This is a genomic window from Sorangium sp. So ce1504 (genome assembly GCF_051521635.1).
Taxonomy (GTDB): Bacteria; Myxococcota_A; Polyangia; order Polyangiales; family Polyangiaceae; genus Sorangium; species Sorangium cellulosum_B.
Genome location: NZ_CP150365.1, coordinates 9,533,627 through 9,547,606, shown reverse-complemented (window position 1 = coordinate 9,547,606; position 13,980 = coordinate 9,533,627). Strand labels below are relative to the sequence as shown.

The 13,980-nt window shown below is 65.6% G+C and carries 3 protein-coding genes; all 3 read right to left on the bottom strand.

The window, feature by feature from the left end; all coding sequences use genetic code 11:
- Window positions 1-9 precede the first annotated feature (9 nt).
- Entirely contained in the window at window positions 10-1,281 is a 1,272-nt protein-coding gene (locus tag WMF39_RS35985) for a glycosyltransferase (protein ID WP_437740994.1), read from the bottom strand.
- 45 nt (window positions 1,282-1,326) lie between these two features.
- The gene (locus WMF39_RS35980) at window positions 1,327-12,021 is read right to left on the bottom strand and encodes a neuraminidase-like domain-containing protein (RefSeq protein ID WP_437740993.1); all 10,695 of its coding nucleotides are present in this window, start codon (window positions 12,019-12,021) and stop codon (window positions 1,327-1,329) included.
- A gap of 941 nt (window positions 12,022-12,962) precedes the next feature.
- Window positions 12,963-13,790, bottom strand: a complete 828-nt coding sequence (locus WMF39_RS35975; RefSeq protein ID WP_437740992.1) for a hypothetical protein — start codon at window positions 13,788-13,790, stop codon at window positions 12,963-12,965.
- Window positions 13,791-13,980 lie beyond the last annotated feature (190 nt).

Sequence of the window (13,980 nt, the reverse complement as noted above, 5' to 3'; positions counted from 1 at the left end):
ACCGACGGTTCAAGGGGCCACCACGCTCTGGATCAGTTGAATGCTGGGCTTGGGAGCCTTGGTCTCCTCGGCCTGGAAGACGCCCTTCATCTTCGCGAGCTTCTGCCGGATCCACGTGCTCGTGGTGGCCGCCGTGAAGAGGCCGCGGAGCTGCTGCGGAGTGAGGTCGGCGACCTCGGAGACGACGCCGATGCCGCTCCGCCGGATCCTCAGGGCGTTGTCCATCTGGTCCTTGCCGTGGGGGACGATGACGATGGGGACCTCCTCCCAGATGGACTCCTTGATCGTGGCGAGGCCGCCGTGCATGAACACCACCTCGGCTCGCTTCAGGATGTCGAGCTGGGAGACCCAGGAGAAGAGGCTGACGTTCGCTGGAAGGCGATTGTTGAGCGGGTCCACGTCAACGCCGTATTCGACGTTGAGCTGAGCGAGGAGCTTGTCACCGACCGCGAGGACGAGGTGATGGTCCTCCATCCTCTGGGTCTTCATCATATCGATGAGGTTGTTGAAGAATTGCCGTGCCTTGAACTCGTAATCCTGGACTTGCGAGCCGGCTGTGCCGAAGATGAGCGGCTTGTCCGTCGGGATCCCCGCCGGATTGCCGGGCAAGGAGCCACCGCTCAGGTGCTGCCGCGCGATCATGGGCTCGACGTACTTGACGTGATCGCCATGATTCCAGTCGTCGTCGTTGAAGTCGAACACACCAGGGCAAGGGATCAGCTCGAGCCTGTCTCGGAGCGGATCGATGAATTGATCGATGTCGAGGCCCGGCTGCGGCGAGACGGAGTCGATGATCTTTTGCGAGACGGCGCGCGGCATATAGACGAGCTTGGTCTTGGCGTGGAGCCGGGGCGTGTCGTCGGGGTGGCGGAGGTAGGTGGTGATGAGGACGAAAGGGATCCCGTATTTGCGATGGATGAGCAGCGTTTCGAGCGCGGTGAAGTAGCCGCCGATGAGCAGGTTCGGCGCGGAGGGCCCGAGGAAAACGTCATCGAGCGCGCCGCGGCAGATCGGCAGCAGATGGTGCGGCTTCCAGCGCTGGTCGAGCGGCTCGAGTTTGTTCTCGTAGGAGTGCCCGAGCGGGTACACCGATGCGAGAATCTCGTGGAACATCGGGTCGCTCAGAGAATTCATGTACGGTTCCATGATGAAACGGCAATCCGGGATGCCCATGAACTCCACGGTGTAGCCGGCGCTCTGCAGGGATTTGGCCAGATTGATGCACGGAAGCCAGTGGCCCTGTTCTTTGTAGAGGTCGGGCCAGATCATTACTCTTGCCATGTTACTCTCCTCATGACGTAGTAGAGACCGCGGACGGTTCAGGTGTCAGTCGGCGGCCGCCGCCGTGTATCTCACGACAAAGACGATATCTTCCACGGTGTCGGCGTTCATGCCGTGCTGCTCCAGCGCCCAGGTCTCCGCGGCCCAGTTCTGGAGCAGCGTCGTGGAGGCGCTGGCGCCTTTGGGCAGGGACTGCACGGCGATGCCATTTTGCGGGTTCACTGGCGCCTGGTCGCCGCCGTTCAGCGAGATGTCGGCGCCGCTCAGCGTGGCGCCGGGCTTGGTGATGACGTGAACGTCGACGTAGCCCTCGTTATTGACGATGTTGGCGAGCGTCAGCGTCATGCGGGCGCGCCGGATCACGAACGGGAAGTGCTCGGGCAGGAGCGTCATATCGACGGGCTCGCCCGGGCTGGTGAGCAGGCGGTGGAACACGTCGGGGAACTCCTTGCGGAGGCTAAGGACCCGCACGAGCCCGGTCTCCTCGTCGGAGACGACCTTGAGGAGCTTGTTGAGCCCGTCGATGATCGCGGATTCCGCGCCGTCCTTGAGCGTGCCGCCGCCGTCGCGCGCGGTGTAGCTGAGCTGCAGGACGGCGTCGGAGATGGTGTTGTGATCGAACTGCGGATACGCCGTCGGCAGCTCGAGCCTCCACCGGCTGATGACCCCCGCGCCCTCGAAGGGCAGGTAGCGCTCGTCGCGGAAGTTGAGCTCGAACAGCCCTGCGTCGCTCTGCGCGCTGCTGGTCGCTATCGATTGAATGCCCACGAGGTCATGGACGAAGCGCGGGTCGTCGAAGCCGGTATACGCGTACGCGGTCGGATTGGCCGTGCTCTGCTTGCGGATGGCGCTGCCGAGCAGGGTGAGCTTGGCGCTGACGCTGGTGTGCGGCCCGGTGACACAGGGGATCGTGAGCCGGACCGCTCGGATGCGCCTGAAGTACTGGCCAGGGTGATCGAGATCGAACAGCACTTCCGGGAGCTCGAACTCGCAGGCGCCCTTCTCGCGCAGGTCTTGAAGCGCGGCCGAGTTGATCGCGGCGAGCGAGATCGGCTTCTGGATCTCGAACTCGCGTCTGTTACGCTCGAGGTAGGCCACTTCCATGCGCTTGAGGTCGAGGACGAGCTTCTCGCCGGCGAGCAGCCCTTGCCGCAAGCTGTCGAAGTATCCGAACTGGATGAAGCTCGTTCCATCGAGCCCGAGCTCGAACTGGAAGGTGCGCTCGGCGCTCTTCGCCACGTCATAGGCGAGCTTGTACACCTGCTGATAAGTGCGGCTGAGCTCGCGCACCATCCACTGGTAGAGGTCGCGGCTCGTGAACTTCTCCTGCAAGAAGTCGCGCACCTCTTCCGCATGCTCCACCTGAGTTTCGTGGTTCTCGAGCTCGCGCTGCGCGATGTCGCGCCGGATCTGCGCGGCCACGATCTGCTGGTTGATCTGGTCGATCTCCTTGCGCGCCAGCCGCTCTTGCAGCTTCCAGTCCTCCCAGCGCCGCTCGTGGCCTGCGTTGATGCCGGCGAGGGTCGCATTGCCGCGCGTCGCGCTGGCCCCAGCGCCGAACGCGTTGGCAATGGAGTTCATCGAGGTGATGAACGCGGTCCCGATCTTCGCGTCGACGCTGACGAGCGGGAACGGCCCAACCATGCCCGCTTTGGTGTCGGGGATGGACGCGAACATGCCGCCAAGGGTGTGGAATACACCCTGGAGCACCTCGAGCTGGGTGCTCACGTCGGTCATCGTGAGCTGCGTCCGCTCGCTCTTGTTGATGCGAGCGCGCGTGCGGTACTCCGTGTGGCGCTCCTCGGCGAGCGCCCGCGAGAGCTCGAGCGCCCTGATGTTCTCCTCGGCCTCGGCGATCTGCGCCTGCCGCACCCGGCGCACGAGCTCCAGCATCTTGATCTCATGCCCCTGGCGCACGAGCTGCAGCTCCTCGGCGTCTTTCTTCTCGAGCGCCGCGAGCAGCGCTGCCCCGAAGCCCTTGAGCTCGTTCGCGAGATCGACCGCCCGCTGGATCCACGTGCCGAAGCGGTAGCAGGGCAGCGGCGCGTTGAGCTGCGCGAGCACGCTCCCGAGGTCGAGGCCCGCCGCGGCGGCGCGCACGAGCAGGGCCGGATCGATGGGGGGCTCGAACAGCTTGAGCTGACGCTTGACCCCATCGATGTTCATGCTGTTTCTTATCTTGAAGAGACGGTCCTGCACCGTGTCCCAGTAGCCATCGAGCCGCTCGTTCCTCGGCACGCAGAAGAAGAGGGTCCTGAGCGAGAGGTTCTTGATCGAGGCCGTCGCCGAGTCCTCTTGCGCGAGCTGGGTCTGCTTGAGGTGCTCGCTGTTGCTCACGAGCCGGTATTCGACGTCGACGATGGCGTTCGAGAAGCTCGTGATCCCCTTCGTCTTGAGCTCGCGGTACGTGTACCTGGGCTCACCCGTCAGCGGCTCGACCGCCTCGGGGCGGTCGCCGAGCAGCTCGGCCGCGAGGATGTAGAGCTGCGTCGCTTGATTGATGGCCTCGATCGTGTCCAGCCGGAAGAGCTGATCCGCCCAGGCGATGAGGTTGTCGAGATACTTCATCACCACGGACTTCTGGTACGCCACCAGCCGCTGCCGCGCGATGAGGTGCGGATTGAAGGGGTTGCGCCGCCAGTCGTCGATCAGCGCGGTGAGCTCCTGGCGATCGTAGGTCGACAGCGTCTTCGTGAGCCCCAGCGTCTCCGAGAGGCTGTCGGTCGCGTCCTTGTTGGCGAAGAACGGCAGGAAGTTCCAGTAGCGGCAGCCGGCCGGCAGGCGCTCGACCCAGCGCTTGGTCTGCTCGTATCGCGTGAGCTCCTGCTTGGGGTCGAAGACATAGTGGTACCATTTCATGGCGTCTTCGAACTTCAGGTCCTGGCTCAGGCGCCCCGCGATCAGCATCGGCAGATGGAAGAAGAGCTCCCAGTTGTAGATGCCGAACGGCGTCCCGTAGCCGAACTCGATCGTGGGCAGCGGATACGGCTGCTTCACGCTGCGCGTCGGGTGGAGCTCCGTCTCGATCAGGCGCTGCGTCGTACCCCAGGCCTGCCTGTCGCCGGCGATGTGGTAGCCCAGGTAGAGGTGGCCGTAGTAGTTGTAGTAGTAGTTCGAGTAGTACCGGTTGTCGGCGATGGGCAGCGCCTGCGTCGCGCGGTTCATGATGCCTTCCGGCCCGAACGCCTGCAGGCGCTTTCGCACCTCCGTCACCAGCGGATGGTTGAACGTCGAGAACGAGGCGACTTGCGTCTTTTCCCGGCTCAGGCCCGACCGCGTCACGACCCCCTTGCTCACGGCAAACAAGCTCGTGGAGGGTGTCTCGTAGAAGAAGGGCTTGAGCTCGGCGCTGCCAAGATAGGGGAAGTTCGTGCCGAAGACGCGGAAGGCGCCCGGGGTCCTCCGGAAGAACGGCGCGTTGCCCAGGAATCGAAGCTCATCGCCGGCGTTCCTGGCGTGGACGATGTAATCCACCTCGACGGCGGCGTTCTGCACGAGCAGGGTTCCTTCCGGCCAGCTCTCTCCCACCTTGAGCACGAGGTCGCTGGACCCCAGCGTGTCGTCGCCCGTGTGCCACACGGCGAACGTGCCGAGCCGCTTCGGTCTGAGGAAGTTCTTGTCTTTCCAGAGCCATTCGGCGAGCGAGTCGGCCCGGCTCACGCCGTCCGCGTTCGGAATGTTCGTCTTGACGACATCCACCGACACGTACTCGCTGCTCGCGACGGCGACACGCAGGTGGTAGCCCGCCGTCCTGGGCTTGTCTTCGCCGAGCTCGCGATCGAAGATCGTCTCCGCGTCGTCATCGGTCACGCGGCTCTTGGAGAGCTTGGGCTTGAGCCACTTGTTCTCGGAGGCCACGTACTCGCTCCACATGAGGCGGATCTCCGCCTGGAACTCCGCGTGCACGGCTCCGGCGTTGTCTCCGTCCACGTGGTTCTTGTTCGCCGGCAGGGGCTTCGGCTTCTGCTTGCTCTGCACCAGGGGCCAGAACAGGTGGAGGCGCCCATTGAAGACGACCGGCGCGACGACGTCGGCGTTGATATCGAGGTTGATCTTCTTCCACGGCGTCCAGATCCCGTCGTGGAACTGCTTGGCCTGGAACGTCCGGTAGTAGAAGCTCCGCGACTGGAAGCGCGTGCGCCCCACGACGTGAAGGACGTGATTGACGCCGGCAGAAAAGACCTCCTCGGCGTAGGTGCCTACCACCTCGAGGTTCGACACCTCGCTCATCTTCTCCAGGTAGTTTTGGAGGGCCGTGAGGCCCCGCTCGTGCGTGATGTCGCCCTCGACGAGCTCGTTCTCGAGCTCCGTGAAGAACTCGGTCTTGTCGTCGCGCAGCTCCGGCTCGATCCAGTTCTCGGGGTAGAGGAAGACCTTGCGGTTGGCCTCCCAGACCCGGTAGTTCTGCATCCACGCCCACTGGTCCTTGGCCTGCTCGAGCTGGATCAGCGAGGCGTTGTCCTCGAGCCCGAGGAAGACGCGCTGGACGAAGAGCTGCACGACGTTCAAAGCGAGCCGGATACGCGAGATGAGCGTGTCGGGCTCCATCTCGACGTCGATCAGGAAGTGAGCGAAGAGGTCGTTCTCGTCGACGAAGTCGGGCTTCTGCTCGCCGTTCACGCCATCGACCTCGACGGCGCCGGTCGTGAGGTATCCCGTGAGCGCGTCCCGCTGACGTCGCCGGAGCGGGTCGCGCAGCGGCTTGAAGACCTCCTTCCAGGCATCCCTGCTGAACTGCGATCGGAAGGCGTTCCTGAGCTGAACGGCGGCGCCGATGGTCGGCGCTGGGCTGAGCAGGAGGTCGATGATCTGGCTCGCGTTGAGCTCGAGCCGCCGGACGATCCGCATCGTCGCCCTGAGCAGCTGCCAGAGCTTGAGCGTCTCCGAGAGGTCATAGCTATGCCAGGGCGGCGGCGGGGGGGGAGCCGGGGAGAGCAGGTCGAAGACGGCCAGAATGTCTTCGAGCCTCCATCCCGTGAGAGCAGCCACGACGTCGGCCTGCGCCTCGGCAGAACCGCCGCCTTCGCTCCAGAACTCGAACAGGGTCTTGGTCTTGAGCTCCACCGAACGCTGGAGGTCGAGCAGATCGATGAAGCCCGCGAGCGCCGACCACGGCACATCCGCGTCGGCGTCGCGCGCGGGGAGCGCGTTGAGCGAAAGCCCGATCGAGCTGTCCGCTTCGATCAGATATCTCAGCTCTGGCTTCTTCAGCTCGAGACCTCTGACGAGCCCGACAGCCTTGAACAGCTTGGTGTAGACATCCGTCCGGAATGGGACGATGGCGCTCGCGGGCACGGGGACCACGTCCGCGTTGCCGACTTGCCAGAGCAGCGCGACGTCCTCAGCGTTGCTATAGGTGATACGCACGTCGAGGACCGTGCCCGCCTTCAGACTCAGGACATCGTGGAGATAGTGCCTGTTCTGTTGAACCTCGTTGAACCCATAGGTGATGCGCTGCTTGCCGTCGATCCACAAGGCGACCTCGATGCTGGGCGCCACCGGCAAGCTGACCGAGATGATGAACCCGTAGTCGTCGTCCCGCGGGATGACCACGGAGGCCCTGAGTTCCCCGGGCACCGCGGTATTCCATCCCCCTTTCATGAAGCTCTTCCAGTCGTGGAGGGCGGGGGAGAAGTCCGTGGTCAAGCTCCGGAGCGCCTTCGTGAGCAGCGTCTCGGTTTCATCACGGGCGAGGTCCATGGACTCGGCAGCCACGGTGAGAGCCGAGGCCGCCCGCGCCTGGTCGACCAGGTAGGCGCGGAGCCGATCCCACACGAGCTTGTAGCGCAGCACGCGCGAGAGACCCGCGTCGTAGGTGACCAGCTGTTCGAGGGGAACGAAGTCGGGGGTCGCCGACCAGAACCGAAGGAAATAGCGCGCCAGGAAGTTCAGGTTTTGCTGCGAGAGCGGTGCGTGCACCGCTTCGTAGGCTGCGAGCGCGGCATCGTACTCCGCCTGCGTAGCGAAGTCGCCCAGGTTGGGCGGCGCAGGCGGCCCCTCGACGATCTGGATCGCCCGCACGACCTTCTCGGCCGGCATGACCTTGGTGAGCGCAGCGACCAGCGCGGCCGCGTCAGGGATCTGTTCCGGGTAGGTCGCTTCGATCTCCGCCGCTGCCGCCGAGAGCCGTTGAGCGGCGCGATCCATGTCCTCCGCCGCGGGCGTGAACGGAGCGCCCGGCGCGCTCTCATGGCGCAGATAATAGGCGATCTCGGCGGCGGACATGCGCGTCGCCCGAGCTCGCTCGAGCTCTCGAATGACGGCGTAGGTGTTCAGGATGGCCGCCTGGAGATCGGTCACCTCCTCCACGAACGGGCTCCCCACGAGCGCGGTGAGGTCGTAGAACTCGGCGACCGAGAGCCCCATCGCCCTCGAGAGCGTCGCTACCCGGTGCATCTCCGTGAGCTCGGCCAGCCCGAGGTTCGTGACCGACTCTGAGACGATGACCTCCCCCCAGAGCCGCTCGATATCGGTCGAATTCAGACGGAGGGCCGCGCGGAGGTGCGCCGGATAGTCCTCGTCATCCGTCACCGTCGCGAGGTTGACCGTCGCCCCGATCCGCACCCGCTCGAGCCCTTGATACTCGGCCTGGCTCGGGGCGCCCACGAGGAAGACCTCGTCGAAGCGGCTCTTCTCGATTCGCCCGGTGCGACGCGTGTCGAGGTTCGCCCACCACGCGACGACGTCGAGCGGCGGGAGCTTCAGCGAGTCGACCAGGCGCTTCACCTGAGCGAGCCTGACGAGATTGGCGGGGATGTTGCCGCCCTCGAGGCTCATCAGATAGACGTCGAGCTCGCGCATGCTCCAGCCGAGCTTGCGCCAGAGCCGGACGAAGAAGCTGACGCGCCGCAGCGTATCCGTAGTGAGATGCGCGATCTGGAACTCGTTGTAGTTGCACTCGACGAGCTCGTCTGTGCTCGATACGACGTGGATCCCGTGCTGATCGGCGGCCTGGAGGTGGACGAAGCGGGTATCCAGCAGGTCGAGCAGCTCCTGGTAACTCAGGCCCGCGCGGTGCAGGAATACGGGCACCAGCGTCACGAGCTTGACCCAGGCCGGCCTCGTGTCCGGGTCCCCCGGGGCCGGCTCCGGGGCGGTGATCTTGAGGGTGGGTTTGTCGGGCCGCCGGATGGTCACCTCGTCGGCGCCGGGCGGGATCACGAAGCCCCAGTACTCCGACGCCGGGCGCTCCGCGCCGAGGATCGCCTGAGCCTCGGAGGGCGTCAGGTTCAGGTAGGCGAGCGCGATGTTCGGATCCAGGAGCTTCGTGTCGGCGTCGCTCGTCGAGAACGCCTCGAGGATCTCATGCTTTCGGATGTTCTTCTGCGTGAGGAAGACGTCGACCTCTTCCCTGCCGAGGGCCAGCGGCAGATGAAACGGAAAGACGGCCTGCGCGAGCTTGTCGTAAGCCTTGCGGTTGAAGTGCTCCGGAAACACCTCGAGCGAGTCGTTCGCTCCGTTGGTCTGGAGCGCTGGATAGACCGTGAGCGGCGCGGCGTTGCCATGGATTCTGAAGCGGACAGCATCGTCCTCGACGATCCACTCGTTGCTCGCTACGGTATAGGCGGCGCTCCGATTGGCGACCGCGCGCTCGCTGAGCACGTACCCTTCGGAGCCAACCGCGCTGCGAAGCGCGCCGAGCGCCCCCGCGACGCCGTCCTTCGCCTGCTCCATCGTAGCGGGCGTGAGGCCGATGGTGAACTCGAGCGGCTCGACGACCGCTTCGAGGACCTCGTTGACGATGTCGATATAAGGCAGGACCGTGTTCGTGTTCGAGCAGGTGAGCTCGATGTCCTCGAGGTCGGGCCGGCGCTCGAACAGCGTTCTCTTGGGCGCGCCGTCGACCCACTCCAGCAGGTCCATCAGGTACGCGCCGGGGCTCAGCACCGTCTGGCAATGCTTGCAAGCACATTTGTTGAGGTCGCCGAACAGGGTGATCCAGTTCGGGAACTTGCCCGAAATCGTGTCGTCCGGTGAGTCTACGAGGTTGGGCGTGTAGCCGTGCGTCGGATCGAGCACGGTGAAGTTGACAGGCCCCGGCACGGCGCTCATACCCCCGACCTCGTTCAGGTTCGGGTGGAACTTGACCAGCGTCGCGAGGATCTCGTTCGCGTAATGAGATGCCGTGCGGTGGATATCGCGCGCCGCGGTGAGCCCACCCACGTGCTCTTCATGATCGGCCACGAATCGGTCCTCCGGGATGCGTGCGATCCGGACCGCGGAGTCGAGCGCCTGGCCGATGAGGTGAGCGGCCGCGTCGAAATCGGGGGTCAAGCGAAACAAGCGCTGGAGCTGCTTGATCGAGCCGACGGTGTCGGCGTTCAGCGTGAGCTCGCTCTCGGCGAGGTAGTCGTCGATGTCGCCCTTCTCGAGGCTGAAGTCGGGGTGATCCGTCAAGAACTGGCGCACCGCCACGAGGGTGGGCGTCCCCTGAATGCGGGAGACGAAGCGACGCTGCGGGCTCAGCTTGCCGAACAGGTCGTAGAGGCGCCTCGCGTAGACAGCTCCTTGCCCGTACGTGCTGTTGAACCCCGGAACATCGCCGGGGTATCGACCGTCATTGTAGCTGGTCGAGCTGGAGGCGAAGTCGGTCCAGTTCGGGTGCGCGCCGTCCAGCGTCACCGTGGCGAGATCCTCGATCGTGCGCCAGCCCGAGCTCGCTTTGTTGGCGTACACGGCGGCGACGATCGGGTAATAGCGGCCGACCTTCTCGTACATCTCGAACACGAACGTGATGTCCTCCGCCTGCTGCTCGGTCAACACCTCGTCATCGACCAGCGCCGCGAGCAGCCCGGGGAGCTCCCCGAGGTTGTCGAAATGCGCGCCGATGAGCGCCTCCTTCTTGGCCCTGAACGGGTTCTCCGCCGCGGGCAGGCCCTGGATTGCGACGGTCCGCGTCAGCCACAACGTACTGGCCGAAGCGAGGGTAAAGGGCTGGGGATTTTCGGTGGCGGCCGCCGTTGCACGTGCGGCGGACGCCAGCGAGCAATTTCCAGGGTTCGTTGACGAGCTCGTGAAATTGTGTGCAGTGTAGTTGGCGGGCCACGATGTCACGACTGGCGCACCAACGAACGCAGCGCATGGGAGCCACAGGGTCTCCGCGTTGGCTGTCAAGGGGGTGTGTGCCGGTGGATCGGCCTGAGCGCTCAGGTTAGCGGCCTGTGCTGAAACGGTGACACCTACGCCTGCTGATATCGTTCCCTTCCAGCTGTTCTTGGCCACGCGATAAACATGCGCGGCCGCCTGCCGTGCGGACGAGGTCTGGAAGTTGACGAGGGTGCCGCCCTCGCTTCCCGTTGCCACTTTGGCGTAGCCGCTCAGGCCAACACTGCCATCCAGACTATGGACGCCGGTCCACAACTGCGTCCAACCGGCCGGTGTCGTCACGGCCGGCCCATCGTGGGCGGCGAACATCACGATGAGCAGGTCGCCGGCCGTGACCGCCGAAGGCATGGCGACCTGGTGCGCCGTGGTTGCGGTGCCAAACGAGGTCTGCCTGAAGTTCAGAATCTGGGGGAATCGCTCTTCTTTGCCGAGCACGAGCTCGAGCAGCTGTTGCTGCCACGGACGGTCGCTGCTCCCGTCCAACGGGACGAAATTCATCAACTTCGCGAGCACCGTTCGCCAGGTGTCGACCAGGGTCGGATAGATGTCGACCTCGATCGCTGCGGAGATGATCCCGCGGTGGACGGCGGCGACGAGCGTCTGGAAGAACTTGTCGGGATTCACGTCGAGCAGCGCGCGCAGGTTGTCGCCGAGCCCGGCGCGCACGAGCGAATAGATGACTTCCCGCGACATGGGCGCGCTCAGCGTCGAGGGAGGAAGCTGTGTGTCGATCTCCTTCGCGATGAGCCAGGAGCGAACGAAGGCGCGGACCAGCGCTTCATCGAAGCCGCTCGAGCGAGCGACCAGGGTCAGGAAATCTGGGCGTTCATCGAGCTTGCGTACGGTCGACTGCTGTGCGGCTTCTGAGACCCCCAGGCTGGGTGTCAGCCCCGTCACCAGGCGCTCGTACTCGCAGTCGGCGTTGGCGACCACGCGATCGATCACCACATCGAGCTGCTGCTCGCGGGCGGCATTGTAGATCACCTCCGAGGACGATAGCCTCCGCAGCTCCGTTCCCTCCGGATTCAATTTTTCGTTCGCATACAGGATCAGGTTGATCTGTCCTGCGGGTGTGCCGATCGGGATCGACGCGCTCGCCACCGGCGGCGGGCTGTAGAGGATCTCGAAGTTTCCGCCTGCGTCGCTCTCCGCCGTGCTGAGCAGGAATTCGTCGACGCCGCTGCTCGTCCAGCCGACGTGATACGCCTCGACGACGATGCCCGAAGCGGCGAGACCGATCGTGTTCCGCACGGTGCCGAAGGCGCGGTGCTTGCGCGAAGATGCGGTCCAGGTCGCGCTGCTCACGAGCTCGGCGCTCTGGCCGATGATGATGCGCACCCTCGACCCGCTCTGGATCGCGTTGAACGTCTGCGTCCAGCCCACCTCCTGCCCGTTCGCGCTATAGATCCTGAAGCGCAGATTCGCCGTCTCTCGTGTCGAGGCGAACGCCGCGACGCGCTGCAGGACCACCGGCCAGCCGCCGGTCTCCGGGTCGTAGTCGCCCTGGCCTACCTCCGTCTCGGTAGCGCCGTCGATATCGAATGCCCTCACGCGCGCGATCTCGTTCTGAGTCGGACGGTTCATGTTGGGCCAGAACAGGTCGATGTTGATGATGTAAGGGTTCGGGATTGACATGTTCTTTCCTCTCAGGCACGCTCGCGCGCGCACCTTCAACGTCGACAATGGCGCGCCATGCCCTGGCTTGCCTCATGGCCGTGCCCGGGTCGGCGCTCCCTCCAGGGAACGTGGCAGAACGTCAGCGTTGCGGCGTGATCTCGCCGCAAACCATGTGCGACAGACGCACTACGGATTCTGTCGCATTCTGATGGAATGTGCCTTCAATGTTGATTTAACATTGCGTAATCTGTGGCTGCGGAAGCTGCACGCGTCACAGGTGGCGCCGTTTTACTTGCGCTCAAGCGCTGCCGAGCGAGTGGCATTCCGTGATGGACGAATATGTCAGCGTGCAGACTGCTGGTCAATCTCGGACCGGTACTTGAGACCATGCGGAGATCTCGGGAGCGAGGCATTCGAACGGTGATCCCCGTGGGGGACTGGTGATCACGGAGCGCTGACGCCGGAGAACTGTCGAGGGCCGGCCGCGCCCGGTGAAGCGGCGCGTCACGGCGCGTTGACGCCCAGGTTGGCTCATGGGCTTTTCCGGGCAAGGTCCTTGATGGCCATGGCGGGCGTGCTCGAGTGCATTCGTCGACGATCGTCTCCGCCTCCGTTCGACTCCGCGCAACCGAATCCGAGCCGTTGACGACCACGACCACGATCACGACGAGGACAACCACGTTGGTGAGCGGGGGGGAGGGGACGAGGGCGTCGTGGCCTTAGGGCGACCCAACGAGCCTGGTGAACACCGATGCTCTCGTCCGCCTGGCTCGGAAGAGCCGGCTGTGAACCGCAGGGGTCCGGTTCCAGGAGACGCGAGCCCCGGCAACGGGGGCGCCCCCTCGATAGGACGTTATCGAGGCTCGGACATCAGCCCGGCCCTGCCACGCGTGACGACCTCCCTCCACGGGGGGCGTGCCGCGGACGCGGAACCAGGGAGGAGCCTGAGCGACGCTGTGCTAGGCCGCCCTGGAGCGATCCACGCGGAGCTCGATCCAGGGAGAGGTCTGCTCGGCCAGGGTGCGGTAGGTGAGCGCCGCGGCGCCGACGAAGAAGAGCGCGAGCGCGGCCGGGCCGATGTCGATGGTCCCGGCCGACGCGACGGTGCCGAGCACGCTCGCGTGGAACGCGCGGAACAGGCCGAGGTGAAGCGCCGCGAGCGCCCCGCCGAGCGCGAGCGCCCAGGAGCGGTGGAACCGCGCGCGCTGGGCGTGGTGGGCGATGACCGTCTCCGAGGCGACGCAGAGGCTGCCGTGCGCGGGCGCCCGGAGCACCCAGGCCCGCGCGGCGTCGCGGTAGCCCGTGCCGGCGGCGCTCGCGTCGATCTCGCGGCGCACGGAGCCCGCGATGTAGATCGTGTCGCCGGGGCGGACCTCGGACACGTAGGCGGGCGCGCCGCCACGTCTCGTCGGGACGAAGGTGGTGTCGAGGCTGAGCCTGCCGCTCGCCGGCTCGACCCGCACGGTGGCGCCCGAGGCGAGCCGGAGCGAGAACGCGCGCGCCCGCGTCTGACACGCGCTCGGCGCGGCGCCGGCCTGGCCGCCGCACGGGATCTCGACCGCGATCACCGCGTCTCCCGGCGCGGCGTCCTCCGCGCTCACCTCGCCGCGCAGGAGCGCAAACCCCTCGCGTATCGCGCCGGGTGATGCCGACGGGCTCCGCGCATACGCGGCGATCTGCGAGCGCCGCCGGTGGTGGAGGCAGCGCCCGATCGCGATGGCGACCGCGACACCCAGCACCACCCCGGCGACCCCGTAGACGATGAAAAGGCTCGCGACAAAACCCATCGTGACAGCGTAGACGTGCGGCGTCGGGGCGTCGAGACAGGGTGTTGGTCTCGGGAGCCCGGGAGCGCAAGGCGCGCATCTCGCACCATCGCCGCACCGCGGCCCCGCGCCCCGCGTCGACACAGACAGGGGCGCACAGCGCCGCAGGCACCAATCCCACCCCGTGTGTGGCGCGGAGCGCACCTTCCGC